At 52.2% G+C, this 26227-nt stretch carries 20 protein-coding genes and 3 pseudogenes; 9 read left to right on the top strand and 14 right to left on the bottom strand.

Annotated elements, in window-relative coordinates; translation table 11 throughout:
* Window positions 1-74: 74 nt before the first annotated feature.
* The 6 genes and pseudogenes from OQV04_RS13040 to cusR form a co-directional block, all read right to left on the bottom strand.
* A pseudogene (locus OQV04_RS13040) lies at window positions 75-194 on the bottom strand (AraC family transcriptional regulator); the annotation flags it as partial.
* A gap of 182 nt (window positions 195-376) precedes the next feature.
* Complete coding sequence (locus OQV04_RS13045) at window positions 377-1267, bottom strand: DUF4434 family protein (protein WP_045176839.1); 891 nt, start codon at window positions 1265-1267, stop codon at window positions 377-379.
* Entirely contained in the window at window positions 1268-4240 is a 2973-nt protein-coding gene (nfrA, locus tag OQV04_RS13050) for a bacteriophage adsorption protein NfrA (RefSeq protein WP_247806709.1), read from the bottom strand.
* Window positions 4227-6453 (bottom strand): annotated as a pseudogene (nfrB, locus tag OQV04_RS13055) (cyclic di-3',5'-guanylate-activated glycosyltransferase NfrB). The gene nfrA and the pseudogene nfrB overlap by 14 nt, the downstream one beginning before the upstream one ends.
* Window positions 6454-6602: 149 nt before the next feature.
* A complete protein-coding gene (cusS, locus tag OQV04_RS13060) occupies window positions 6603-8045 on the bottom strand; it encodes a Cu(+)/Ag(+) sensor histidine kinase CusS (protein WP_032280452.1) in 1443 nt (480 codons plus the stop codon).
* On the bottom strand, window positions 8035-8718 hold the full coding sequence (gene cusR, locus OQV04_RS13065) for a copper response regulator transcription factor CusR (RefSeq protein WP_332642022.1): 684 nt from the start codon (window positions 8716-8718) through the stop codon (window positions 8035-8037). The genes cusS and cusR overlap by 11 nt, the downstream gene beginning before the upstream one ends.
* A 156-nt stretch (window positions 8719-8874) precedes the next feature.
* On the opposite strand from cusR, the gene cusC reads away from it, so the two are divergent.
* The 5 genes from cusC (at window position 8875) to pheP (ending at window position 16485) form a co-directional block, all read left to right on the top strand.
* Window positions 8875-10257, top strand: coding sequence for a Cu(+)/Ag(+) efflux RND transporter outer membrane channel CusC (gene cusC / locus OQV04_RS13070; protein ID WP_032280453.1), 1383 nt, complete (start codon window positions 8875-8877; stop codon window positions 10255-10257).
* 23 nt (window positions 10258-10280) lie between these two features.
* Entirely contained in the window at window positions 10281-10613 is a 333-nt protein-coding gene (gene cusF / locus OQV04_RS13075) for a Cu(+)/Ag(+) efflux RND transporter periplasmic metallochaperone CusF (RefSeq protein WP_032280454.1), read from the top strand.
* 15 nt (window positions 10614-10628) lie between these two features.
* Window positions 10629-11852, top strand: a complete 1224-nt coding sequence (gene cusB, locus OQV04_RS13080) for a Cu(+)/Ag(+) efflux RND transporter periplasmic adaptor subunit CusB (protein WP_032280455.1) — start codon at window positions 10629-10631, stop codon at window positions 11850-11852.
* An 11-nt stretch (window positions 11853-11863) separates the two neighbouring features.
* On the top strand, window positions 11864-15007 hold the full coding sequence (gene cusA, locus OQV04_RS13085) for a Cu(+)/Ag(+) efflux RND transporter permease subunit CusA (protein WP_032288167.1): 3144 nt from the start codon (window positions 11864-11866) through the stop codon (window positions 15005-15007).
* Window positions 15008-15108: 101 nt separating this feature from the next.
* The gene (pheP, locus tag OQV04_RS13090) at window positions 15109-16485 is read left to right on the top strand and encodes a phenylalanine transporter (protein WP_032280457.1); all 1377 of its coding nucleotides are present in this window, start codon (window positions 15109-15111) and stop codon (window positions 16483-16485) included.
* Window positions 16486-16552: 67 nt separating this feature from the next.
* On the opposite strand, the gene ybdG is transcribed toward pheP, so the two are convergent.
* The 5 genes from ybdG to OQV04_RS13115 form a co-directional block, all read right to left on the bottom strand.
* Window positions 16553-17800: a mechanosensitive ion channel YbdG gene (gene ybdG, locus OQV04_RS13095; RefSeq protein ID WP_001153148.1), complete on the bottom strand. Its 1248-nt coding sequence runs from the start codon at window positions 17798-17800 to the stop codon at window positions 16553-16555.
* Window positions 17801-17907: 107 nt separating this feature from the next.
* Window positions 17908-18561: an oxygen-insensitive NAD(P)H nitroreductase gene (nfsB, locus tag OQV04_RS13100; protein WP_000351480.1), complete on the bottom strand. Its 654-nt coding sequence runs from the start codon at window positions 18559-18561 to the stop codon at window positions 17908-17910.
* Window positions 18562-18654: 93 nt separating this feature from the next.
* Entirely contained in the window at window positions 18655-19023 is a 369-nt protein-coding gene (locus OQV04_RS13105; RefSeq protein ID WP_032280458.1) for an MmcQ/YjbR family DNA-binding protein, read from the bottom strand.
* 63 nt (window positions 19024-19086) lie between these two features.
* On the bottom strand, window positions 19087-19335 hold the full coding sequence (locus tag OQV04_RS13110; RefSeq protein WP_032280459.1) for a DUF1158 domain-containing protein: 249 nt from the start codon (window positions 19333-19335) through the stop codon (window positions 19087-19089).
* A gap of 65 nt (window positions 19336-19400) precedes the next feature.
* Window positions 19401-20519 carry a YbdK family carboxylate-amine ligase gene (locus tag OQV04_RS13115; protein ID WP_032280460.1) on the bottom strand — a complete coding sequence of 373 codons (1119 nt, stop codon included), beginning with the start codon at window positions 20517-20519 and terminating at the stop codon, window positions 19401-19403.
* Window positions 20520-20577: 58 nt separating this feature from the next.
* Here OQV04_RS13115 and OQV04_RS13120 point away from each other — a divergent pair, with 58 nt between their 5' ends.
* A complete protein-coding gene (locus tag OQV04_RS13120) occupies window positions 20578-20706 on the top strand; it encodes a hypothetical protein (protein ID WP_032280461.1) in 129 nt (42 codons plus the stop codon).
* 26 nt (window positions 20707-20732) lie between these two features.
* On the opposite strand, the pseudogene OQV04_RS13125 reads toward OQV04_RS13120, so the two are convergent.
* A pseudogene (locus OQV04_RS13125) lies at window positions 20733-21000 on the bottom strand (hypothetical protein).
* Between OQV04_RS13125 and hokE (OQV04_RS13130) the strand changes: the two are divergent.
* Window positions 20969-21121 (top strand): type I toxin-antitoxin system toxin HokE, encoded by a 153-nt coding sequence (hokE, locus tag OQV04_RS13130; protein WP_000956467.1) that lies wholly within the window; start codon window positions 20969-20971, stop codon window positions 21119-21121. The pseudogene OQV04_RS13125 and the gene hokE (OQV04_RS13130) overlap by 32 nt on opposite strands.
* Window positions 21122-21471: 350 nt before the next feature.
* Complete coding sequence (gene hokE, locus OQV04_RS13135; RefSeq protein ID WP_000956465.1) at window positions 21472-21624, top strand: type I toxin-antitoxin system toxin HokE; 153 nt, start codon at window positions 21472-21474, stop codon at window positions 21622-21624.
* A gap of 121 nt (window positions 21625-21745) precedes the next feature.
* Here the strand turns inward: hokE (OQV04_RS13135) and entD are convergent, their stop codons facing one another.
* Both entD and fepA read right to left on the bottom strand, forming a co-directional pair.
* Window positions 21746-22366, bottom strand: coding sequence for an enterobactin synthase subunit EntD (gene entD, locus OQV04_RS13140; RefSeq protein WP_077757356.1), 621 nt, complete (start codon window positions 22364-22366; stop codon window positions 21746-21748).
* Window positions 22367-22540: 174 nt separating this feature from the next.
* The gene (gene fepA, locus OQV04_RS13145) at window positions 22541-24781 is read right to left on the bottom strand and encodes a siderophore enterobactin receptor FepA (protein ID WP_032280463.1); all 2241 of its coding nucleotides are present in this window, start codon (window positions 24779-24781) and stop codon (window positions 22541-22543) included.
* Window positions 24782-25023: 242 nt separating this feature from the next.
* On the opposite strand from fepA, the gene fes reads away from it, so the two are divergent.
* Entirely contained in the window at window positions 25024-26226 is a 1203-nt protein-coding gene (fes, locus tag OQV04_RS13150) for an enterochelin esterase (protein WP_032280464.1), read from the top strand.
* The last annotated feature ends 1 nt before the right edge of the window (window position 26227 follow it).

Consider the following 26227-nt stretch of genomic DNA (forward strand, 5'->3'; position numbering starts at 1 on the left):
ATAGAAACAGAAGCCACTGGAGCACCTCAAAAACACCATCATACACTAAATCAGTAAGTTGGCAGCATCACCTTGCACGCGAAGGCGGCCAGGTAGTTTTTCGGAAGGGTAAACGTAGCATGGTTATTGACGCTTACCTCTACCTCTTTTTCGGTCAGGATCACCACGCAAGGTTCACTGCTGCTCAATTGCATTTCGCACTCCTCAGATATCAGAAACTCCGCTCAAAGGATCTATGCTTCCTGCATGAGTGATCGGCCCGTTCGCCGATAACGATCTTCTTTCTTTAGCACGCTTTTTAGCAATTAATCTTGATGGAATTCTGACGAGAGCGAAAGAGGTAAGCCAGGTCGTACCCGACTTACCTGGAGGAGATTTAATACTCGAGAATGCCGTGCGCGACGGGCAAATAGCGCAGAGAGAAATAGAGAGTGTCTTTACCGCAAGAGGAACGTTTCGCTAACAGCGAGGCAATTTCTGCGTCCGGTTTCGGTTTCGCTGTAAAGGTTTTGCCTTTGCCGGCGACAAACAGTTCATAAACAACGCCGCTGGCTGGGGCGGAGCTTTGGCAATCGGCGCTGGCCTGTAGATAACGTTCACGCTGTTCAGCGGTAAGTTTATCCACGCCGCTGCCATCCTGTACCCAGACATTAACTCCGGTTGCTTTAACGTGTTCCAGCAGTTGGCGATAGCCATCGGGCGACATGTTTCCGGCGAAAAAACTACTGATATAAACCGGTTTTGCTGAAACATCGCTAATCAGCCGCTGCGCGTTGTTTAACCATGTTAGCAAAGGCTGACGGGCGGCTTCGCTGCGCCAGTTCAGGTCGTCAATTTCCGCGCTGATGTACCAGCCATCCGGCGTTACGCCAGGCGCGGCGCTCCATAATCTGGCTTGCTGGAGATCGGCAGCCAGCAGGCGATTAAGATAGCTTTCCAGCGCTGCAGACGACTGTTTCTGGTGCATAAAAAATTCCGGATCGGCGTTCAGCCCGACAATCAGCTTCAGGCCAGCCTGTTGCGCAGCTGCGGCACGCTTAAACAATAACGCGCGCTGTTCTGGCTGGGTGAATGCATCGCCGTAACGGGTCCATTGCAAAACCAGGGTATCGAAGCCTTGCAAACGTAACTGACTCATCAGCCCCTGCCACTGGGTATCGGTAACCTGACTATCACGGTTTTGTGGTTGCCAGATAATACCTTTCATCGCAAAGGAAAAAGGGCTGACCAAAAGCAGTGTCAGCAATACGAAAATGAACTTACGCATTTACCAGTGCACTCCAATGGTGAGAAACGCGTTGTTGCGCTCTCCGTTACGTTGATTAATCGCCTTAAAGGTATGTTGATACTCGACGCCGAGACTGACTTTGTGCGGCCAGGCGTCGTAGTGCGTCTCGCCGGTCCAAATATTCCAGCGGACCCCGACACCGCCAAGCTGCGCGCCCTGAGTGCCTTTATCACGATAGCCGTTGTCCTGAACGTGAGCGTAAGGCTCAATAGTCTGTCCGTTAGCTACCTTCTGATGCCAGCTGACGCGATAATCTGCCGTCCACGCCTGAATATCCTGGCGGATATATTGCGCCGCATCGAGGTACAGGTTTTGGGCAAACCAGCCTGAACCGTTCGGGTGCCATTCGTCGCTGTATTTGCCGCTATTAAAGAATGAGGCGCTGGCGCGCAGCATGGTATCGGATGCGCCATTTTGCCCGTTCAGCGGCAACTGCTGTTCGACGGCGAGGAAAAAGATCTGATCGCTCAGCGGCTTCCAGCGTAGACCGGTGCCGGACATCGGATTTTTCACCGGCATCATCACCCCGTTTTCTCCGGTATCGGCAAAGACGCGGCTATAAACTGAGAGCAGGTCGCCTTCCAGCAGCATATTGCGTCCGATGCGGTACTCGGCTTCCAGTTGCCCGTAGCTACGATAGCTTTTCCCTGGCGCTGCGCCGCCAACATTATTGTTAGCGGTACTCATTGCCCCGGAACGCAAGCCGATGGAAGAATCGAAACTGAACGTCCAGCGGCGACCGACCTCCTCATGCAGACGGCGGAAATTGAAGCGTTGCTGATTTTGCTCTGGGGTCAGTGGGGTTATCAGCGCCTGATTATCAATGTCATCAATCACCAGCCGGGCGTAGTACTGCGTCGCAGGCATGTCATCCAGACGCTGGTTCACATAGGCCAGTTGTCGGATCAGTGCCGGATCGTCCGGTAGCCCTTTATGCGCCTGTTCGAGCATTTCCCGCGACTGTGCGATATCACCGCTATCCCACAAGGCGTAACCAAGCGCTGCCTGGGTGTTGCTATTATTCGGTTCCAGTTCCAGCGCGGCGCGCAAATCACTCACCGCGGCCGGGACATTATGACGTTGGCGATAAATTGTCGCCCGCGCAACGTAAGCGTTGGCAGAAGGCGCAATATTGATTGAGCGCGTGAGATCGTTCAGTGCGAGTTCCGGCTGACCAGGAATGTAACGTTGCGCATGCAGCCACCAGTAGAGCGCATTGCTTCCCAGTCCACGTTTTTCTGCCTGTTGTAGCCAGCGATCGCGAGCCGCACCATTTCCTGCCGCCTGGGCGGTATTGGCAGCAGCAAGCAGATCCTCATTGCTCATGTCGTGAAGACTGATTTTCTGCCAGGCCGCCAGTGCGGTGGCGTAGTCCTCAACCTGATACGCCTGATAGGCTACCGCACGATGTTGCCAGGCGTTCGGTTGTCGTTGTTCGGCCTGAAGCCATGCATACAACGCCACACCGGGTAGCGTGTCCCGATAACACTTTGCCAGACGGTTCCAGGCGGCAGCATCGTAGGAAGGCGACATATCGCCCAGCAAGCGAACTATTGCCGGGCAATTATCTGCAATACCCGGCAACTGACTTTGCCACTGACGTTGCTCCGCCAGCGGTAAGGGTTTCGATAAAATCGCCACCTTCGCTGGAGTTGCCAGGTAAGGATGACTTTCCAGAAGAGACGCCAGTCGCGCCATTAAAGTCTGGCTGACACGCGCATCGCCCTGGAAAGGATAGCGTTGCAGCAATAAATCGGCAGCTTCGCGTGACTGCTCGCTCTGTATCAGTTGCCAGGTTAGTTGATCCAGGCGGGTAAGATTTGCCGGTTCTTGCTGATACAGCAAGCGTGCCAGACGCAGAGCTTCAGCCTTGTTACGGGTCGCCACGCTGACAGCATAACGCTCCTCAAGCATTTCATTGGCGGGGAGGGTGGCGAGCAGTTTTTGCGCTGCGTCGTACTGACCTTCTTTTAACAGCACCGGTAGCGTCGCGCCAACAACATACTGGCGGTTATCGGCAAACTGCACCGTATAATTCGCCAATGCCTGAACGGGGTTGGCGCTGTATTTAGATAACAGATAGAGCCAACTTTTCTCTTGTGCGTCCGTGGTAAACAGCGGCTTATTTTCAATGAGATAATGCTGGAGGCGTGCTTTTTCGCCACGATAAGCCAGCGCGGTCGCGTAAGTAATATATGACTGAGGATCGGTGAAGATCCCCTGTGATTGCAGTGCCAGGATCCGATCGTCCAGCTGCCCGGCAAGAAGCACGTCAAACCACTGACGGCGTTCTGCCGCGCTTAATGTGTTCTGCTGGCGTGCTTCATTGTATAGCGTATCTGCCTGGGACCATTGTTTCAGGTAGATTGCCCGTTGCAGCAGATCGGTTCGCAGCGTTTTTCCTTCCGGCGATGCAGCAAACGTCGCATCGTTCAGTTGCGCTCTGGCGACAGGTAACTGTGCCAGCCGCAGGGCATTCTGCCCGACTTCACTGCGACAACGCAGGGTCGGCGCAGCATCGCACGCTTTTTGCTGGGCAAGCAGTTCTTCAACTGTCGTAACGCTTTTCACTTCAACTGGAATAGCCGCCAGACTGCGCTCAAGTCGGGCATCTCCTGGGTGACGTTTCAGTTGATCCTCAAGCAACAGCCGCGCCCGGTCATCATGACCAAAATGGCGATAGGCTTCCGCAAGGTATAAAGTCAGCGGAATATTATCCGGCACCTGCTGGTGTATATATTCATATTCGCGGATGGCGGTTGCTTCGTCGTTATTTTTCTGTGCCTTCAGCGCCTTATCGAGACGGGGATAAATAACAAAATGGCGATAATCGCTCAGCCCCAGCTCTTCTGCGCTGGTGCCGATATTGTCTGCGAGTGCGCTGGTACTCAATAAAGACGTCAGCAGTAAACCAGACCATCCGATGACGCGATTAAGGTTATTCTCCTTCATTTTCGGACTCCAGTTGCGCAACCTGTTCTGTGTTTAAACCTGCTTTGAGTAATAGTGATTGCATCGAAACTTGTAATTCGCGTTGAATTGTCAGGACGCGATCCAACGTTTCCTGGCTGATAACGCCTTCGGTGACCAAAAACTTGCCGAGCGGCAGAGAACTGCGTTCATGGCGCAATAACAACACGTTAATTGCTGAACGATTAATATGACCGAGCGTGGTCAGTATTTCGGCGAACAGGAACTGATGCGGCACATATTGCCGCCAGATTTCACCGGCCTGCTGTTCCGTGAGCCACTGATGCTGAACCGCATTGTACAACATTGCCCGCGGATCGTGACCGCGTCGGCGTGCATACCAGTGACGTAACCCCGTGACAATTTATCCCCGCAGAACAATGACGTAACGCACTTTGCGTCCGACTTTACGCGTCAGGGCCGCCAGCGAAACCGGGTCAATACCATCTTCACTGCCGACAATTAACACATCATTTTCCAGACGCAGCGGCAGCACTGCATAATGCAGCGCCACGGAGGCTGGCATTTCGGCAATCAGCGAGGACGGGATCTGCCAGGCATCGATGGATTCCCACGCCACGCCGTTTTGCTCTGCCAACGCCTGTGCCAGTTATCAGCCCCTGCATCAGCATTGAACCGCCCAGGCGTAGACCTTCGACGCGATTACGCAGTGCTGTATCGAGTTGTTCTTCAGTGATGACCTGATTTTCCAGCAGAATTTGACCTAACGGGCGCAACGAGCGGGTATCGCCAGTGACGCTGGGGAAGTCATGCGTTGTTTTATCCCACGCCACGCGACGTGGATCGCCGTGTTGAAGTACCTGTTTTAACGCGCGCCAGTTGGCCATGAAGTTAATCAGGTTGCCCCAGAAAAGACGCAGGACGGAAAGCAGCCCCTGCGTCAGGCCGTAGTAGCCAGTAACGAAAATCACCCGCTGCACGATGCGGTTAACCATCAAACCAAAGTTTAGCCACAGCAGGGTCATTAACCATGCGCTGCCGCTGAAAATAGAAAGGAAATGCTAGGCATCGGGCCACAAACTTTCATACGCCAGCAACAGCAAAAGCTGGATCATCACCAGCATCGCGAGGAAGCTGACAAAGTTACTGATTGCCCCTTTGCGGTCGCGCCAGAGAAAGTAGTTCAGCGTCAGGCTGGAGGTCCATTTATGGGTTTTAAAACCCTGGAAAACAATGCCGATGATCCAGCGGGATTTTTGTCGAACCGCAGTCGAAAAGGTATCGGGGAAATATTCGCGCACGCAGATCATGTTTGACGTCCGTGCGTGCTGTAAAAATTTACGCTGCTCGCGTTCTTTGGCTTCGTCCACCACCGGAAAACGGACAAAAATTTCCGTCATACCTTTTTCTTTCAGGCGGAAGCCAATGTCGTAATCTTCAGTAAGACTCTGCACGTCGAAAGCAATACCGTCACCGTCAGCTAACAGTGCGGTCACGGCGCGGCGGCTGAAACAGGTGCCGACGCCTGCGCTGGGCACTTGTCCGGCGAGGGCTTCACGCACCGGAACATCTTTGCCATGCAGTTCTGAAAACTCATCAATGTAAGTCATGCTGGTGAAGTGCGTCCATTCGCGTTCGAATGGGTATACCGGGATCTGAATCAGATCTTTACGCTCGACCAGATAGTTGAACAGACGCAACTCCATCGGTGAAATCACATCTTCGGCGTCATGCAGAATAAAACCAGCAAAAGCGAAATTGGCGCTACGCTCAAACTGGGTGATGGCGTCCAGCACGTTGTTCAGACAGTCGGCTTTGCTGGTGGGGCCAGGACGCGCGCAGACTACCTTATGCACATTCGGGAAGCGAGCGCACACTTCGTCAACATCACGCTGAGTGTCCGGGTCGTTGGGGTAGGTGCCAACAAAGATATGATAGTTTTCGTAGTCGAGCGTGGTCGCCGCCAGCTCGGCCATATTGCCGATGACGCCCGTTTCATTCCACGCCGGAACCATAATCGCTAACGGTTTTTCATCTGGTTTATACAGTTCGCGGTAACTCATTCGCGGGTAGCGGCGATAAACACTCAACTTGCGTTTAATGCGGCGTACCCAGTAGACGACATCAATAAAAAAATCGTCCAGCCCGCTGATGAACATGATGACCGCTAACGTTATCGCGATTACTTTTAAGCCGTAGAGCCAGGTAGCAAAAACATCAAGAAGCCAGTCCACACAAAAACCTTACATTAACGCTGGTTATGTTTAGGGTGGCGTATATTAAGGTTTTTTATGAATTGTGACAGCTTTTTACCATTAATAGGTATGACTATTGCGGCACGTTATTTTTACACTGGTTATAAAAGTTGCCGTTTGCTGAATAATTAAGCGGGTAATGTGATAACAAACCTTGTCCCCCGCGCATCTGACGTTACTGCAACCGTGCCTTTATGCGCGACAACAATCGATTTCACTATCGCCAGCCCAATGCCGCTACCTTCGCCTTTTCGTTGGCGGGAGGGGTCAACGCGGTAGAAACGGTCAAACAATCGCGGTAAGTGCTCGGGCGCAATGGGCGTACCGGGGTTTTCGACGATAACTTGCACCTGATGATCGACCGTCTGGCAGCGCACTACAATAGCCTCTCCGGGTGGCGTATAACGCAGGGCATTAGAAAGCAGGTTGCTTAATGCCCGACGCAGCATCAGCGGATCGCCCGCAACCTGACATTCGTCGCCAACAAATCGCAACTCCACGCCGCGATCTTCCGCTAACGCCTCGAAAAAATCGAACACTTTGCCGACTTCATCCGCCAGGTTGAGCATTTTCTTTTCGGGGATTAGCTGGTTGTTATCGGCCTGAGCGAGAAACAGCATATCGCTGACCATTTTCGCCATTCGCGTCAGCTCTTCGAGATTAGAGTAGAGCACATCTTCCAGCTCCTTCTGGCTGCGAGACTGGCTGAGGGCGATTTCCGTTTGCGTGATGAGATTGGTAATCGGCGTGCGAATTTCGTGAGCGATATCCGCTGAGAAATTGGACTGGCGGGTAAAGACATCCTCAATACGCTCGATCATATGGTTGAACGACAGTACCAGCTGTTCCAGCTCAATCGGCACGGTCTGCGGGTCGAGGCGAACGTCGAGATCTTTCGAGGTGATATTCTGGATTTGACGGCTGACGCTGCGGATCGGCGCGTGACCTTTATGTACCGCCAACAGCACGATAAAGACGATCAGGATGCTGATTACCGATGCGGTCATAATAAGTTTATTCATCAAATCATTTATGTAATGAAGATGAAAATCGATCGACAGCGCGATGTAGAGCGTATAAATCGGTTTGCCGTCCACCAACGGGCCAACCGGCAAGTTAATCATCCGCCAGTTGCTGTGTTCCATATGCCCGTGACCGTGGCCTGGCATCATAATTGTCGGGCCGGAAAGGAGATACACCTCGCCACCCCGCGCGTCTTTATCGGGTATGGCATCACGTGCAAACTCGCGGATATCCGGCGCACCGGGGGAGTGATACACCGTTTTGCCGTGGCTATCTGCCAGGGAAATCAACACGTTGGAATAACCACTGACGATATCTTCCAGCGTCATTAAGCGTCGGGCTTGCGTTTCGTCAGGGTGATTTAGTACCCGTTCAAGGGTGGCGCTAATCTCTTTTAAATCATTAATATCCTGCTCGGCAAAATGCACTTTTACTGAGTGGATCATGATCCATGCAAAGGCGAAAAACGCCGCGATGGTGGCCAGGCTGATAAAAAAGGTCAGGCGGGTTGCCAGCGAAAACGGGCGCTGAAATGGCTTACTGACCATCCGGCACCTCAAGCATGTAACCCACGCCGCGCACGGTTTGAATCAGCTTCGGCTCAAAGTCGTTGTCGATTTTGCCGCGTAGCCGCTTCACCGCCACATCAATAGCATTGGTATCGCTGTCAAAATTCATGTCCCATACCTGCGAGGCGATAAGCGAGCGGGGCAGCACTTCGCCCTGATGGCGAAGGAAGAACTCCAGCATAGTAAACTCTTTACTGGTCAAAGTGATGCGCGTGCCGCTGCGGGTGACTTTGCGGCTGACGAGATCGACCATCAAATCGGCAACCTGAAACTGACTTTCGATAATCACCGCCGCCCCGCGCCGCAGTAATGTGCGCACCCGCGCCAGCAGTTCAGCAAAAGCGAATGGCTTCACCAGGTAGTCATCTGCCCCCAACTCCAGCCCCTTGACGCGATGTTCAATGGTGCCAAGCGCGGTAAGCAACAGAATCGGCATCCCTTTATTGGCGGAGCGTAACATGCGCACGATATCCCAGCCGTTCACGTCCGGCAGCATAATATCGAGGATTATCAGATCATAATCACCGGTCATCGCCAGATGGTAGCCATTCAGCCCGTTGTCGGCCAAATCGACCACAAAACCGGCTTCGGTTAACCCTTTGGTCAAGTATTCTCCGGTTTTCTTTTCATCTTCGACAATCAACAGTTTCATATTTCCTCCGCATGTTGCCCGGGCAATTCTAGAGTAGCGGGATCAGATGGCAATCGCTTATTGGCAAAATGACAATTTTGTCATTTTCCTGTCACCGGAAAATCAGAGCCTGGCGAGTAAAGTTGGCGGTATAAAATCACCAGAAATTATGAGCCTATGTCTCCTTGTAAACTTCTGCCATTTTGTGTGGCCCTTGCGCTAACCGGTTGTTCACTGGCACCGGATTATCAGCGTCCGGCAATGCCCGTTCCTCAGCAGTTCTCACTCAGCCAGAACGGCTTGGTTAACGCAGCAGATAACTATCAGAACGCGGGCTGGCGCACCTTTTTTGTTGATAATCAGGTGAAGACGCTGATTAGCGAGGCGCTGGAGAATAACCGGGATTTGCGCATGGCGACGCTGAAAGTGCAGGAGGCACGGGCGCAATATCGTCTGACCGATGCCGACCGCTACCCACAGCTCAATGGCGAGGGCAGCGGCAGCTGGAGCGGTAATCTTAAAGGGAATACCGCCACGACACGGGAGTTTTCGACCGGCCTTAACGCCAGCTTTGACCTCGATTTTTTCGGTCGCTTAAAGAACATGAGCGAAGCCGAGCGACAAAATTATTTAGCCACTGAGGAAGCTCAGCGCGCGGTGCATATTCTGCTGGTTTCTAATGTCGCGCAAAGCTATTTCAATCAGCAGCTGGCGTATGCGCAATTGCAAATAGCCGAAGAAACGCTGCGTAATTATCAGCAGTCATATGCGTTTGTTGAAAAACAACTGTTGACCGGTAGCAGCAATGTTCTGGCGCTGGAACAGGCTCGCGGGGTGATAGAAAGTACCCGCAGTGACATCGCTAAACGTCAGGGGGAACTGGCGCAGGCGAATAATGCATTGCAACTGTTATTGGGAAGCTACGGCAAGCTGCCGCAAGCGCAGACAGTAAACAGCGACAGCCTGCAAAGCGTTAAATTACCGGCGGGCTTGTCGTCGCAAATCTTATTGCAGCGCCCGGATATTATGGAAGCTGAACACGCGTTAATGGCGGCTAATGCCAATATTGGGGCCGCACGCGCGGCATTTTTCCCATCTATAAGCCTGACCAGCGGAATATCAACCGCCAGCAGCGATCTGTCGTCATTATTTAACGCCAGCAGCGGGATGTGGAATTTTATTCCTAAAATTGAGATCCCCATTTTTAATGCCGGACGCAACCAGGCCAATCTGGATATCGCCGAAATTCGCCAGCAGCAGTCGGTAGTGAATTATGAACAGAAAATCCAGAACGCCTTTAAAGAAGTGGCAGATGCGCTGGCATTACGTCAAAGCCTGAACGATCAAATCAGCGCCCAGCAGCGTTATCTGGCGTCGCTGCAAATTACTTTGCAACGGGCGCGGGCATTATATCAGCACGGCGCGGTAAGTTATCTGGAAGTGCTGGATGCCGAGCGTTCTTTATTTGCAACCCGACAAACCTTACTTGACCTGAATTATGCCCGTCAGGTCAACGAAATTTCTTTATATACCGCACTTGGTGGCGGTTGGCAGCAATAATTTTTAACTCCAGGAGAGAATAAATGAAAAAAGCACTGCAAGTCGCAATGTTCAGTCTGTTTACCGTTATTGGCTTTAATGCCCAGGCTAACGAACATCATCATGAAACCATGAGCGAAGCACAACCACAGGTCATTAGTGCCACCGGCGTGGTAAAAGGTGTTGATCTGGAAAGCAAAAAAATCACCATCCATCACGATCCGATTGCTGCCGTGAGCTGGCCGGAGATGACCATGCGCTTTACCATCACTCCGCAGACGAAAATGAGTGAAATTAAAACTGGCGACAAAGTGGCGTTTAATTTTGTCCAGCAGGGCAACCTTTCTTTATTACAGGATATTAAAGTCAGCCAGTAACCCAGGTTTAATGAGATGAAAAAAATCGCGCTTATTATCGGCAGCATGATCGCGGGCGGTATTATTTCTGCGGCAGGTTTTACCTGGTTTGCAAAGGCGGAACCGCCCGCAGAAAAAACGTCGACCGCAGAACGTAAAATCTTATTCTGGTACGACCCGATGTATCCCAATACGCGGTTCGATAAACCAGGTAAATCGCCGTTTATGGATATGGATCTGGTGCCGAAATATGCCGATGAAGAGAGTTCTGCGTCTGGTGTGCGCATTGACCCGACTCAGACGCAGAATCTGGGGGTGAAAACGGCTACCGTCACGCGCGGACCGCTGACTTTTGCCCAGAGTTTCCCGGCGAATGTCAGTTACAACGAGTATCAGTATGCCATTGTGCAGGCTCGCGCTGCCGGGTTTATCGACAAGGTGTATCCGCTTACCGTGGGCGATAAAGTGCAAAAGGGCACACCGCTTCTCGACCTGACCATTCCCGACTGGGTGGAAGCGCAGAGTGAGTATTTACTGCTGCGCGAAACCGGCGGTACGGCGACCCAGACTGAAGGCATTCTTGAGCGGCTGCGACTGGCGGGAATGCCGGAGGCGGATATTCGCCGCCTGATCGCCACGCAAAAAATCCAGACTCGCTTTACGCTCAAAGCGCCCATTGATGGCGTGATCACCGCGTTTGATCTGCGCGCGGGAATGAATATCGCCAAAGATAACGTGGTAGCGAAAATTCAGGGTATGGACCCGGTGTGGGTCACTGCTGCGATCCCGGAGTCCATCGCCTGGCTGGTGAAAGATGCCTCGCAGTTTACGCTCACCGTTCCGGCGCGACCTGATAAAACACTCACCATCCGCAAATGGACGCTACTACCTGGCGTGGATGCCGCGACCCGCACGCTGCAGCTGCGTCTGGAAATCGACAACGCCGACGAGGCGCTAAAACCGGGAATGAACGCCTGGTTGCAACTCAATACCGCCAGCGAACCGATGCTGCTCATTCCGTCACAGGCGCTGATTGATACCGGCAACGAACAGCGGGTGATTACCGTTGATGCCGACGGGCGCTTTGTACCAAAACGCGTTGCCGTTTTCCAGGCATCGCAAGGTGTCACCGCATTACGCTCTGGTCTGGCGGAAGGTGAAAAGGTGGTTTCCAGCGGCCTGTTCCTGATTGATTCCGAAGCCAATATTTCTGGCGCACTGGAGCGGATGCGCTCTGAAAGTGCTACCCATGCGCATTGAGGGAATAACCAATGATTGAATGGATTATTCGTCGCTCGGTGGCGAACCGTTTTCTGGTGCTGATGGGCGCGTTGTTTCTGAGTATCTGGGGCACCTGGACCATCATTAACACGCCAGTGGATGCACTGCCGGATCTCTCCGATGTGCAGGTGATTATTAAAACCAGCTATCCCGGGCAGGCACCGCAAATCGTTGAAAATCAGGTGACTTATCCGCTAACTACCACCATGTTGTCGGTACCTGGCGCGAAGACTGTGCGCGGTTTCTCGCAGTTTGGCGACTCTTATGTGTATGTCATTTTCGAAGATGGCACCGATCCGTACTGGGCGCGCTCGCGGGTGCTGGAGTACCTCAACCAGGTACAGGGTAAGCTGCCTGCGGGAGTCAGCGCCGAGCTGGGGCCAGATGCCACGGGTGTTGGCTGGATCTATGAATATGCATTGGTGGATCGCAGCGGTAAGCACGATCTGGCCGATTTACGCTCATTGCAGGACTGGTTTCTCAAATATGAGCTAAAAACCATCCCTGACGTTGCGGAAGTGGCGTCGGTGGGCGGTGTGGTGAAAGAGTATCAGGTGGTTATCGATCCCCAGCGCCTGGCGCAGTATGGCATCAGTCTCGGCGAAGTGAAAAATGCGCTGGATGCTTCAAACCAGGAAGCGGGCGGTTCGTCGATCGAACTGGCGGAAGCGGAATATATGGTGCGCGCCAGCGGCTATCTGCAAACGCTCGACGACTTTAATCACATCGTTTTAAAAGCCAGTGAAAATGGCGTGCCCGTTTATCTGCGTGATGTTGCGAAGGTCCAGGTTGGCCCGGAGATGCGCCGGGGCATTGCCGAACTGAACGGCGAAGGCGAAGTTGCGGGCGGGGTGGTGATCCTGCGCTCCGGCAAAAACGCCCGAGAAGTGATCGCCGCCGTGAAGGACAAACTGGAAACGCTGAAAAGTAGTCTGCCGGAAGGCGTGGAGATAGTTACAACATACGATCGCAGCCAGCTCATTGACCGGGCCATCGACAACCTCAGCGGCAAGTTGCTGGAAGAGTTTATTGTGGTGGCGGTAGTCTGTGCGCTGTTTCTCTGGCATGTGCGCTCGGCGCTGGTGGCGATTATTTCGTTGCCGCTGGGGTTGTGTATTGCTTTTATTGTCATGCACTTCCAGGGACTGAATGCCAATATTATGTCGTTGGGTGGCATTGCGATTGCCGTCGGGGCGATGGTCGATGCTGCTATCGTCATGATCGAGAATGCGCATAAACGGCTGGAAGAGTGGCAGCACCAGCATCCTGACGCCACGCTGGATAATAAAACGCGCTGGCAGGTGATCACCGATGCGTCTGTTGAAGTGGGGCCGGCGCTGTTTATCAGTCTGCTGATTATCACGTTGTCGTTTATCCCGATCTTCACCCTGGAAGGGCAGGAAGGGCGTCTGTTTGGCCCGTTGGCGTTCACCAAAACGTATGCGATGGCGGGTGCGGCGCTGCTGGCGATCGTAGTGATCCCTATCCTGATGGGTTACTGGATCCGTGGCAAAATTCCGCCGGAAAGCAGTAACCCGCTCAATCGCTTTTTGATTCGTGTTTATCATCCGCTATTGCTGAAAGTACTGCACTGGCCGAAAACCACGCTGCTGGTGGCAGCGCTTTCGGTGCTGACGGTTCTCTGGCCGCTCAATAAAGTTGGCGGGGAGTTTTTACCGCAGATCAATGAAGGCGACTTGTTATATATGCCATCGACGCTGCCGGGGATCTCCGCAGCAGAGGCGGCGAGTATGCTGCAAAAAACCGACAAGCTGATTATGAGCGTACCTGAAGTGGCGCGGGTATTTGGCAAAACCGGGAAAGCGGAAACCGCCACCGATTCTGCTCCGCTGGAGATGGTAGAAACGACCATCCAGCTTAAGCCGCAGGATCAGTGGCGGCCAGGCATGACAATGGACAAAATCATTGAGGAACTGGATAACACCGTGCGTCTGCCGGGGCTGGCGAATCTGTGGGTGCCGCCAATTCGTAACCGTATCGATATGCTCTCAACCGGCATTAAAAGCCCCATCGGCATTAAAGTTTCCGGCACTGTGCTGGCGGATATCGACGCGATGGCGGAGCAAATTGAAGAAGTGGCGCGAACGGTGCCAGGCGTAGCTTCTGCGCTTGCCGAGCGTCTGGAAGGTGGGCGCTATATCAACGTTGAGATTAACCGTGAAAAAGCCGCGCGTTACGGTATGACGGTGGCGGATGTGCAGTTGTTTGTGACTTCTGCGGTGGGCGGGGCGATGGTTGGCGAAACGGTGGAAGGGATTGCCCGTTATCCCATTAATCTGCGTTATCCGCAAAGCTGGCGCGATAGTCCGCAGGCACTGCGCCAGTTGCCGATCCTGACGCCGATGAAGCAGCAAATCACCCTGGCAGACGTGGCCGACGTTAAAGTCTCTACCGGACCGTCGATGCTGAAAACCGAGAATGCGCGCCCGACGAGCTGGATTTATATCGATGCCCGCGATCGTGACATGGTATCGGTGGTTCACGATTTGCAAAAAGCGATAGCTGAAAAAGTGCAGTTAAAACCGGGCACCAGCGTGGCATTCTCCGGGCAGTTCGAGCTACTGGAGCGCGCCAACCATAAGCTGAAACTCATGGTGCCGATGACACTGATGATCATCTTCGTGCTGTTGTATCTGGCATTCCGTCGGGTGGGCGAAGCGTTGCTGATTATCAGCAGCGTACCGTTTGCGCTGGTGGGCGGCATCTGGTTGCTGTGGTGGATGGGCTTTCATCTTTCTGTGGCGACGGGCATCGGTTTTATTGCCCTTGCCGGGGTCGCCGCCGAATTTGGCGTGGTGATGCTGATGTATTTACGTCACGCCATAGAGGCCGAGCCGTCGTTGAATAATCCGCAAACATTCAGCGAGCAGAAGCTGGATGAGGCGTTGTATCACGGCGCGGTACTGCGCGTGCGCCCGAAAGCGATGACGGTGGCGGTGATTATCGCTGGTCTGCTGCCGATTCTGTGGGGAACAGGAGCAGGGTCAGAGGTGATGAGCCGGATTGCCGCGCCGATGATTGGCGGCATGATCACCGCGCCTTTGCTGTCGCTGTTTATTATCCCGGCGGCGTATAAGCTGATGTGGCTGCACCGACATCGGGTACGGAAATAAAAGCAGGATACCCCGTTTAACCGTGTGGATTGTGTCTTGCGACGATGGGCACTAAATGTTAAAAGGTGCCCCTCAACAAAAAAGACACACAGGGGAAAGGCGTGAAAAACGCGTCAACCGTATCGGAAGATACTGCGTCGAATCAAGAGCCGACGCTTCATCGCGGATTACATAACCGTCATATTCAACTGATTGCGCTGGGTGGCGCAATTGGTACTGGTCTGTTTCTTGGCATTGGCCCGGCGATTCAGATGGCGGGTCCGGCTGTATTGCTGGGCTACGGCGTCGCCGGGATCATCGCTTTCCTGATTATGCGCCAGCTTGGCGAAATGGTGGTTGAGGAGCCGGTATCCGGTTCATTTGCCCACTTTGCCTATAAATACTGGGGACCGTTCGCGGGCTTCCTCTCTGGCTGGAATTACTGGGTGATGTTCGTGCTGGTGGGAATGGCAGAGCTGACCGCTGCGGGCATCTATATGCAGTACTGGTTCCCGGATGTTCCAACGTGGATTTGGGCTGCCGCCTTCTTTATTATCATCAACGCCGTTAACCTGGTGAACGTGCGCTTATATGGCGAAACCGAGTTCTGGTTTGCGCTGATTAAAGTGCTGGCAATCATCGGTATGATCGGCTTTGGCCTGTGGCTGCTGTTTTCTGGTCACGGCGGCGAGAAAGCCAGTATCGACAACCTCTGGCGCTACGGTGGTTTCTTCGCCACCGGCTGGAATGGGCTGATTTTGTCGCTGGCGGTGATTATGTTCTCCTTCGGCGGTCTGGAGCTGATTGGGATTACTGCCGCTGAAGCGCGCGATCCGGAAAAAAGCATTCCAAAAGCGGTAAATCAGGTGGTGTATCGCATCCTGCTGTTTTACATCGGTTCACTGGTGGTTTTACTGGCGCTCTATCCGTGGGTGGAAGTGAAATCCAACAGTAGCCCGTTTGTGATGATTTTCCATAATCTCGACAGCAACGTGGTAGCTTCTGCGCTGAACTTCGTCATTCTGGTAGCATCGCTGTCAGTGTATAACAGCGGGGTTTACTCTAACAGCCGCATGCTGTTTGGCCTTTCTGTACAGGGTAATGCGCCGAAGTTTTTGACTCGCGTCAGCCGTCGCGGCGTGCCGATTAACTCGCTGATGCTTTCCGGAGCGATCACTTCGCTGGTGGTGTTAATCAACTATCTGCTGCCGCAAAAAGCGTTTGGTCTGCTGATGGCGCTGGTGGTAGCAACGCTGCTGTTGAACTGGATTATGATCTGTCTGGCGCATCTGCGTTTTCGTGCAGCGATGCGACGTCAGGGGCGTGAAACACAGTTTAAGGCGCTGCTCTATCCGTTCGGAAACTATCTCTGCATTGCCTTCCTCGGCATGATTTTGCTGCTGATGTGCACGATGGATGATATGCGCTTGTCAGCGATCCTGCTGCCGGTGTTGATTGTATTCCTGTTTGTGGCATTTAAAACGCTGCGTCGGAAATAAGGCATTCACGCTACATCCGACAAAACGATGTCCGCTCTCATCCATTCGATGAGAGCGGTTTTTTTAATTACTGCTTAAATGCACCCGCCAGAGAGCGAATATCATTGCCGGTTGGCGACTGATGAAGTCGCAGACCAAACTCTTCGACAATCGCAAATATGTGATCGAATATATCAGCCTGAATGCTTTCATATTCCAGCCACACCACGGTGTTGGTAAACGCATAGATCTCGAGCGGTAAACCGTTATCACCTGGAGCCAGTTGGCGTACCATTAAAGTCATATCTTTACGAATCCGCGGATGGTTACGCAGATATTCGTTCAGATAGGCACGAAAGGTTCCAATATTGGTCATTCGGCGCAGGTTTAATACCGACTCCGTAGAACCTTGCTGGCGATTCCACTCATTAATTTCCTGATGGCGGCTGGTTAAATAAGGCTTTAACAAATGCGCTTTATTCAGACGTTGCATTTCGTCTTCATCAAGAAAACGAATACTGGTGACATCAATACTGATACTGCGCTTAATACGTCGCCCGCCAGATGCTGACATCCCGCTCCAGTTTTTAAAGGAGTCAGAAACCAGAGACCAGGTGGGAATAGTGGTAATGGTATTGTCCCAGTTACGCACCTTGACGGTGGTTAACCCAATATCGATCACCGCGCCATCCGCGCCGTATTTCGGCATCTCCAGCCAGTCGCCCAGTTTCAGCATATCGTTCGCGGAAAGCTGAATACCTGCCACCAGACCAAGAATCGGATCTTTAAATACCAACATCAGCACGGCAGCCATTGCACCAAGACCGCTGATCAGAATCGCTGGCGACTGACCAATCAGCAGCGAGATCATCAAAATGCCGACCAGAATCGCGCCGATCAGTTTAATCCCCTGAAATATCCCTTTCAGCGGTAACTGAGATGCTGCCGGGAATTTCTGCGCCAGATTCAAAATAACATCCAGCAACGAGAAGACTGAAAGCAGCGCATACATCATGATCCACAACTGCGCGCAGGTAGTCAGAATATCTGCCGCTTCGGTGCCTTTTTGCAGCCAGAATACCGCCTGAATATTGACGATAATCCCCTGCAGGGTAAAAGCTAAACGGTGGAAGAGTTTATTCTGGGTAATGATTTGCAACCAAAGCCGTGAACTGGCGATGGCACGTTTTTCGAAGGTCCGCAGTACCACCCAATGCAAAATAATATGCACCACGACGGCGGTCAGAAAAATAATACCGAAAATCATCACCATCGAGGTGGTGTGATCGATCTCAATACCCGCTAAATCTTCAACCTGGGATATTAAATCCTGCATAACGTCTCCTTTATACAACAGCAGCCTATGATGACGGCTGAAACAGGGTTATGCAAATCAGGAGAATCTGAGGGGAAATAGCCGGGCAGATGCCCGGCAAGAGAGAATTACACTTCGGTTAAGGTGATGTTTTGCGGCAGACGAGATTTCGGCAGCGTAGCGTTAAAATCTTCAACGCTGTGATGACCTACCGGAACAACCACCAGACTGGTGTAGCCTTTCTCTTTCAGACCAAATTCTGCATCGAGGATGGCGGCGTCAAAACCTTCGATGGGTACCGCGTCCAGACCCAGAGCCGCCACGCCGAGCAGGAAGTTACCGACGTTGAGATAAACCTGTTTTGCCATCCACTCTGCATCATCATGCAGATCTTTACGGTGCATATCAGCGAAGAACTTGCGACCTTTATCGTTCGCGGCTTTCGCTTCCGGCGTGGCAAAGCGGCCATCGGCATCTTCCTGGTCAACAACCAGCTTCAGCCAGGCATCGTCCATCGCGGTTTTTGCACAGAACACCACGACGTGCGAGGCATCAAGCATTTTACGCTCGTTGAACACGTAATTACCGGCAGCGGATTTGGCAACACGCGCTTTACCTTCTTCCGTGCTGGCAACAATAAAATGCCACGGCTGGGAGTTGGTGCTGGACGGGCTGTATTGCAGTAGCGTTTTGATCTGCTCGGCCTGTTCCGGGGTAAGTTTTTTGCTGGCATCAAATGCCTTAGTGGAATGACGCTTTAAGGCGACAGAAATGATATCCATAAAGACTCCATGTGTAAGTAATTTTGCGTGCCAGCAGATTACAAGGTTCAACGAGAAATGGTAAGCGAGAAAAATGCGCTATAGATTTCCGCTTTACCCTGGACGCACTCTTTTTTGATCGCGTTTAGCTAAGCCATCAACCACCAGATTCCACGAATCGTTGATCAGATCGCAAAGTAACGCTGCGGAGATTTCCTCGCCGGGATAAACCGAAATCCAGTGCTTTTTATTCATGTGATACCCTGGCTTAATGCTCGGGTATATCTGCTGATTTAACAGGGATTTTTGTGGATCGGACTTCAGATTGATAAACGGAATGCCGCGCATCTCCGACGACAACATAAAAATCTTGCCGCCAATTTTAAAAACATCGAACTCCGGGCCAAACGGCCAGCAAAGCTCGACAAAAGGTAGCTCAAGGGCCAGGCGTTTCGCCGTTTCGTGCAGTGATTGCTTATCCATAAACTTTCCTTAGGCGAAGGAGAATAAGCAAAGTATGCCGCGAAGTTCGGCGATAATCGACGTTTAATCCGCCAGCGAGAACCAGCGTCGCCAGATAAAGCGCAGAATAAAATACTCGATAGCGCCCAGCGCTAAAAACCACAGGCAAAACAATAAAGTGTAAAGCTGGCTAAGATCCATCAGATGGAACGTGGTCACCAGTTTCTGTGCCAACGTCAGTCCCAGTGCGGGGGCGGGCAGCAGCAGGCAAGAGAGGAAAGCCATCAGTAAAATGCCTGCTGCGGTGGTCAAGGTTTCTAAAGGGTGTTTCATAACATTGTTAAATGTAAGTTAAAACACCATTGTCAGGGATATTCTTCTGTAAGGCAATTCCCGACTTATTCTCCGGCCCAGATCTCACAATGCTTTTTCACCAGCCCAATCAGCGAGCCGCCATCGGCGACGAAATCGCGCATCAGCTGCGCTTCATTCAGACCGCTGACGACCTGGCGATTCAGGGCCTCAATCGCGCTCGATGCACCAATTTTATGTGCGGAAGGGGCGATTTTTTCCAGCAATCGCAAGGTGTCTTCCTTTAGCGGTCGACGATCGCCAGTATGCGGATCGGTAACGACGCCTTCCAGCCCATAGCGGCAGGCCTGGAAACGGTTGAATTTATACAGCAGGTAATCTTTCTCCTGATGTTTAAACGGGCGTTCCGTCAGTAACCAGTGGGCGGTGGCCTGAATTAATCCTGCCATATTTACCGCGTGGCTAAGGGTTAACGGGGTATCCATCACCCGAACTTCCACCGTACCAAAATGGGGGCTAGGGCGAATATCCCAGTGCAGATCTTTAATGCTGTCGATCATCGTGGTGTAACTCAGACAGCGAAACAGGGCTTCAAATTGTTGCCAGTTACTGACCCACGGCATCGGGCCATTATCAGGAAAGGCGGAAAAAATATTCGGTCGTGAGGAGGCAAAACGCGTATCCGTTCCCTGCATATATGGCGACGCGGCGGAAAGGGCGATAAAGTGCGGCACAAACCGTGACAAGCCGTGCAGCAAATAAATGGCGTCATCGCCACTGGCACAGCCAACATGGACATGCTGACCAAAAACGGTCGCCTGCTGGATGAGATAGCCAAAGTTTTCCAGCGTTAGTTGATAGCGTTCGTTGTCGCATACCTCCTGACGCTGCCATTTCTGAAACGGGTGCGTGCCACCGCCGCAAATTTCCAGATGATGGTCTGCGGCTGCCTGCAATACGACTTTCTGCATCGCTGAAAATTGCCCGGCAGCCTGGTTGATATCACGGCAAACATCCGTCGCCAGCTCCAGCATACTTTCGGTGATATCGTGCTTTACCTCTCCGGCCGTGATCTCATTTTTAACCGCGTCAATCAGCATTGAAGAGTCCTGGCTTAAGTCATAGCCCGGCGGATTAACCACCTGCATTTCCAGTTCAATACCGAGTGTAAAAGGTTCAGAAACATGAAAATCGGATAATGGCATAGGTTTCTCTTATGTTGGCGTTTTCTATTCAGTATAGAAGTCGGAGCGGCTGGGCGAGATGCGGAAGTTCTGGAATGTTTCTTTTTTTGGTGATGGTGAACTGATGGTGCCTGAAGCAATTTGGCTACTTTTGCAATGTGACAAGTTATGGCACGGCTGGCTGGTGGCGAAGAATTTTGACGATTGAGGCATGCAGAAAAAACGGGCTCAGCTTCAGTTGATTAAATGAGGAGTGAGAAGTCCGAAACAGGATTTACTGTATAAATAAACAGCTATTTTGTTGAGGAAGGGTAAGATAACGGCGGGTGCCTGAAGCTTTCCGGTTTCAGGTTTACTCTGAGGTCTGGAAAGATGAAGCCCCAGGAGATATTTCTATCAACCCTGGGGCTGCCACTCCAAACCAGACAATTTGGATGGTAGTTCCTTCTTCGCATGGAGGCAATATAAACATGCTGACGAAATATGCCCTTGTGGCAGTCATAGTGCTGTGTTTGACGGTACTGGGATTTACGCTTCTGGTCGGAGACTCGCTGTGTGAGTTTACGGTGAAGGAACGTAATATTGAGTTCAGGGCTGTTCTCGCTTACGAACCGAAGAAGTAGCCGTTGTGCGGGGAGTAATCCCCGCATATCCGGTTGTCAGGTCAGGATGGTAAGGCACCTGCTTTACACTTTCGCCCGCGGTCAGTGATGGCTGCGGGCGGTTTCGTTTTAAGAGCAATGATGAGTTTTGCCGACAGAAGTCCGAAACAGGATTCACTGTATAAATAAACAGCTATTTTGCTAAGGAAGGGTAAGATAACGGCGGGTGCCTGAAGCTTTCCGGTTTCAGGTTAACTCTGAGGTTTGGAAAGATGAAGCCCCAGGAGATATTTCTATCAATCCTGGGGCTGCCACTCCGAACCTGAACAACTCGGATGGTAGTCCCTTCTTCGCATGGAGGCAATATAAACATGCTGACGAAATATGCCCTTGTGGCAGTCATAGTGCTGTGTTTGACGGTGCTGGGATTTACGCTTCTGGTCGGAGACTCGCTGTGTGAGTTCACCGTAAAGGAACGTAATATTGAGTTTAAGGCTGTTCTCGCTTACGAACCGAAGAAGTAGCCGTTGTGCGGGGAGCAATCCCCGCATATCCGGTTGTCAGGTCAGAGTGGTAAGGCACCTGCTTTACACTTTCGCCCGCAGTCAGTGATGGCTGCGGGCGAATCGTACCAGATGTTGTCAATTAATCGTGTTGGCACAGAGTTATGACTATTTTTTCTTTTATCTGCCAGTGCACAGCAAACATCTCATTCTCACGATGAATGATGATCTGCTGTTTATTCCAGCTAATTATCTGATAGTCCAGAAAACCTGCATCAGTTTGGATCTCACTTGCCTTAAATGCGCTCTCTTTGGCGGAAAATGCCAGTGTCAGCGCCAGAGAAAAGGCTAAACCGCAGTCTGCGAGTCGCTCGTGTTCTGCTGGTGTAATAATGTTGTCTGTCAATTCGGTCGCTGTTTGCGCAGAAAAAATTTCTTCGATATCAACGCCAATCGGTTGACGGGAAACCACGGCCAATGCCGTAGCCCCGCAGTGGCTAATACTGCCGTATACCTCCGCAGGCCACACCGGTTGGCGTAGCTCGCCGATTGCGGGCACACATTTATAGCCATATTCCCGCAAGGCATAAACAGCAGCGATCCGTCCGGCTAAATGCTCTGTTTTACGTTTACGTCCAGCGTGTTGCAGTTGTGCGTAGTGCGGCAGCCAGAGTAAATCCTGCTCACAAAAATTCGCCGGATCGAACTCAACAAAATGCAGCGTATGTCCGGCAAAGGGGAGGGAGGTATGCGTAGTTTTCATATCGACCATATTCGAGACTGATGACAAACGCAAAACTGCCTGATGCGCTACGCTTATCAGGCCTACATGGTCCTGCAATATATTGAATTGGCAAGATTTTTGTAGGCCGGATAAGGCGTTCACGCCGCATCCGGCATGAACGACGCGCACTTTGTCAACAATCTGACGTTAGCATCAGAAGTGAGTGTTTACGCTCATATACCACGTACGTCCCGGCTCGTTATAGGTATACGCCCCGGCACCGGCGATATAGTTGGCCCCTGCCAAATCGCCCGTGGTCTGGGCATTACCCGCACGCCACAAACGTTTGTCGAACAGATTGTCCACGCCGCCGGTCAGACTGACATTCTTCGTCACATCCCACGTCGCGCTCAGCCCAACAATGCTGTAAGGACTAATTTCTTTGGTTTCCGGTCCAACCGCTGGCTGACCTTTATAGTTGTACTTCTTCGGCTGCTGCTTACCGTACCAGGTGAAGGTCGTTTGCATCGACAAATCTTCTCGTGCCTGCCAGCTCAGCGTTGAGTTCAACGTATACTCCGGGATGATCGACAAACGGTCGCCCGTGGTTTTGTTTTCACTCTTCAGCATATAAGTGATGTTATTAGTCCACATCACCGTTTCGCTAACCGGTACGTTTAACGATCCTTCCAGACCTTCAACCACCGCTTTCGGCACGTTATCCCACTGATAGAGATCGGTGCCGACTGCGTTTTGCCCTACAGCAACATAGCCTGCTTCAATCTTATTGCGATAATCGTTGCGGAACCAGGTCACACCCGCCAGCCAACCGTCGCGTTTGAACTCCAGACCAATCTCCTTGTTGATGCTGGTTTCTGCTTTCAGGTCATCGTTACCTTGCAGATAGCAGCCGCCCGCGCTGGCATAGCAGCCCTGGCCTTTACTATAGAGGATATAGTTAGGGTTAGTCTGGTACAGGCTCGGCGCTTTATAAGCACGGGCAATGCCCATTTTGAGCGTGAAGTCATCGCCTAAACCTTGCGATATGTTCAGCGCCGGGCTCCAGTTATTGCCGACAATACTGTGATGATCGAAACGCAGCCCCGGCGTTACGATGGTGCTGTCAGTCAGCTCCATGTTGTTTTCGGCAAACAGCGAGAAAATTTCTGCTTTTGAATACGGGCTACGGTCGGTGGCACTCACGCCATCAATAGCGCCACCGGTATTCGTTCCGGTCAGTGCCTGGGTGTTGGAACTTAAGTCCTTCATCCGTTGCTGATTCCACTCCGTACCCAGCGTCAGCGTTTGGTTAACGAGGAAATCAATCGGCAGGTTAACTTCGCTGTGCAGCATCACGTCATCAAGATCGATATCGACGAAATCCTGTGTCGCTTTTTCGTTAAATTTCCCTTCGGTGCCACCCGCCAGACCTTCCGGAATACGCGAGTTACGGGTGTGTTCATACTGCACCCAGTTGCTGGTGGTCACGCCGTTATCCCAGCCGCCGTTCCAGGTCAGCGAGTAGTTCTGGCGATACAGGCGGTTGGTTTCATCGCCATATTTCGAGCGAGTATAGGAGTCAGAGTTGGTGTTCTGGGTATCGCCCGCATACAGGTTACCCTGGCGGCTGTAGCCCGCTTCCAGTTCCAGCGATTGCAATGGTGCGAAGTCCCAGCGCACCACGCCGTTAATATCTTTATTGATCACCCCTTCGCGCCCGGCTGGTAACGTCGTGGCATACGTTCCGGCACGCGCGGACTGATGGCCCTGGTTGATATCCCACGCGTCAGCCTGAGTTTTGTCGAGGTTGCCATACAAGCGGAAGCTGAATTCGTCGCCCAGCGGACCGGTCAGGCTAAAGTTAGTGCGTTTGGTGGCACCTTCCTCTTTATGTTCTGGCGCATTGAAATATGCGTCCCAGGAGCCGTGCCACTCGCCGCTGCCTTTTTTGGTAATGATGTTAACCACGCCGCCCGCCGCGCCGTTGCCATAACGCGCAGCTGCCGGACCACGCAGAACTTCAATACGTTCAATCATTTCAGGTGGCACCCAGGAGGTATCACCACGGGTATCGCGCTCGCCACGCCAGCCCTGGCGCACCGAGTTACGGCTGCTTACCGGCTTGCCGTCAATCAAAATCAGCGTGTTTTCCGGACCCATACCGCGAATATCAATCTGTCGGTTATTCCCTCGCTGACCACTGGTGGAGTTACCGGTCAGGTTAACGCCTGGCATGGTACGGATGATCTCCGACACATCGCGGGCAACGGGGTTTTTGCGGATTTCATCTGCGGTGATGGTCGAAACGCCAGGCGCCTGTAAGTTCTGCTCGGCGGCGGTAACGACAATGGTATCGTCATGTGAAACAGGAGTATCGGTCGGCTCTTGTGCCTGCGCTACCCCATAAATCCCCAGATTGACCAACAAGGCCATGGAATGAATCTTCTTGTTCATTGTTTTATTCCTGCATTTTTGCCACGAATTGCAACTGTCGGGCATGGTCGTCCTCAACACGACGCATCCCGCTACCGCGAAAACCTTTGATCCTGAAAGACACGCAGTGCAGTTGGTTAATTAATGTCCGCGCTTCCCACGGCGCGCCATTACGCTATTGCAAATGCAAATAGTTATCAATTATATTATCAATATATTTCTGCAATCAATGAAAAATTGCACAGTAAACATGGGGTTATGGTGTGACGGCGTTAAAAGTAGGAAGTGAGAGCTGGTGGCAGTCGAAACATGGCCCGGAATGGCAGCGTCTGAATGACGAAATGTTTGAGGTCACTTTCTGGTGGCGTGATCCCCAAGGTTCTGAAGAATACTCGACGATAAAGCGCGTATGGGTCTACATCACTGGCGTGACTGATCACCATCAGAACAGCCAGCCCCAGTCGATGCAGCGAATTGCAGGTACTGATGTCTGGCAGTGGACGACACAACTCAATGCCAACTGGCGCGGCAGCTACTGCTTTATTCCCACCGAACGCGATGACATTTTTTCTGCACCATCCCCCGATCGCCTCGAATTACGTGAAGGCTGGCGAAAACTATTACCCCAGGCAATAGCCGATCCGCTGAATCCACAAAGCTGGAAAGGCGGGCGAGGGCACGCTGTTTCTGCACTCGAAATGCCGCAAGCGCCTCTGCAACCGGGATGGGATTGTCCGCAAGCGCCAGAAATACCAGCCAAAGAAATTATCTGGAAAAGTGAACGGTTGAAAAATTCACGTCGTGTATGGATTTTTACCACCGGCGATGTAACAGCAGAAGAACGCCCGCTGGCAGTTTTGCTCGATGGCGAATTTTGGGCGCAAAGTATGCCCGTCTGGCCTGTGCTGACTTCGCTGACCCATCGTCAGCAACTTCCTCCCGCCGTGTATGTGTTGATCGACGCTATCGATACCACGCACCGCGCCCACGAACTGCCGTGTAATGCGGATTTCTGGCTCGCAGTACAGCAAGAGTTATTACCCCTGGTGAAAGCTATTGCCCCTTTTAGCGATCGTGCCGATCGCACCGTGGTTGCCGGGCAGAGTTTTGGTGGGCTTTCCGCGCTGTATGCCGGACTGCACTGGCCTGAACGCTTTGGCTGTGTATTAAGCCAGTCAGGATCGTACTGGTGGCCGCATCGGGGCGGGCAGCAAGAGGGCGTGTTACTTGAAAAGCTAAAAGCTGGTGAAGTTAGCGCCGAAGGTCTGCGCATTGTGCTGGAAGCGGGTATTCGCGAGCCGATGATCATGCGGGCCAATCAGGCGCTGTATACGCAATTACACCCTATAAAAGAATCCATTTTCTGGCGTCAGGTTGACGGCGGACATGATGCGCTTTGTTGGCGCGGTGGCTTGATGCAGGGGCTAATCGACCTCTGGCAACCACTTTTCCATGACAGGAGTTGAA

Source organism: Escherichia sp. Lx600-2 (assembly GCF_036662595.1).
Classification (GTDB): Bacteria; Pseudomonadota; Gammaproteobacteria; order Enterobacterales; family Enterobacteriaceae; genus Escherichia; species Escherichia coli.

Bases quoted from the DNA above. Each gene is read 5' to 3' on its own strand.
- hokE (WP_000956467.1), top strand. From the start codon at position 20,969: ATGCTGACGAAATATGCCCTTGTGGCAGTCATAGTGCTGTGTTTGACG.
- cusS (WP_032280452.1), bottom strand. From the start codon at position 8,045: ATGGTCAGTAAGCCATTTCAGCGCCCGTTTTCGCTGGCAACCCGCCTG.
- fepA (WP_032280463.1), bottom strand. From the start codon at position 24,781: ATGAACAAGAAGATTCATTCCATGGCCTTGTTGGTCAATCTGGGGATT.
- OQV04_RS13110 (WP_032280459.1), bottom strand. From the start codon at position 19,335: ATGAAACACCCTTTAGAAACCTTGACCACCGCAGCAGGCATTTTACTG.
- cusF (WP_032280454.1), top strand. From the start codon at position 10,281: ATGAAAAAAGCACTGCAAGTCGCAATGTTCAGTCTGTTTACCGTTATT.
- cusR (WP_332642022.1), bottom strand. From the start codon at position 8,718: ATGAAACTGTTGATTGTCGAAGATGAAAAGAAAACCGGAGAATACTTG.
- nfsB (WP_000351480.1), bottom strand. From the start codon at position 18,561: ATGGATATCATTTCTGTCGCCTTAAAGCGTCATTCCACTAAGGCATTT.
- ybdG (WP_001153148.1), bottom strand. From the start codon at position 17,800: ATGCAGGATTTAATATCCCAGGTTGAAGATTTAGCGGGTATTGAGATC.
- cusB (WP_032280455.1), top strand. From the start codon at position 10,629: ATGAAAAAAATCGCGCTTATTATCGGCAGCATGATCGCGGGCGGTATT.
- OQV04_RS13120 (WP_032280461.1), top strand. From the start codon at position 20,578: ATGCGGAAGTTCTGGAATGTTTCTTTTTTTGGTGATGGTGAACTGATG.
- entD (WP_077757356.1), bottom strand. From the start codon at position 22,366: ATGAAAACTACGCATACCTCCCTCCCCTTTGCCGGACATACGCTGCAT.
- OQV04_RS13045 (WP_045176839.1), bottom strand. From the start codon at position 1,267: ATGCGTAAGTTCATTTTCGTATTGCTGACACTGCTTTTGGTCAGCCCT.
- cusC (WP_032280453.1), top strand. From the start codon at position 8,875: ATGTCTCCTTGTAAACTTCTGCCATTTTGTGTGGCCCTTGCGCTAACC.
- nfrA (WP_247806709.1), bottom strand. From the start codon at position 4,240: ATGAAGGAGAATAACCTTAATCGCGTCATCGGATGGTCTGGTTTACTG.
- OQV04_RS13105 (WP_032280458.1), bottom strand. From the start codon at position 19,023: ATGGATAAGCAATCACTGCACGAAACGGCGAAACGCCTGGCCCTTGAG.
- cusA (WP_032288167.1), top strand. From the start codon at position 11,864: ATGATTGAATGGATTATTCGTCGCTCGGTGGCGAACCGTTTTCTGGTG.
- hokE (WP_000956465.1), top strand. From the start codon at position 21,472: ATGCTGACGAAATATGCCCTTGTGGCAGTCATAGTGCTGTGTTTGACG.
- OQV04_RS13115 (WP_032280460.1), bottom strand. From the start codon at position 20,519: ATGCCATTATCCGATTTTCATGTTTCTGAACCTTTTACACTCGGTATT.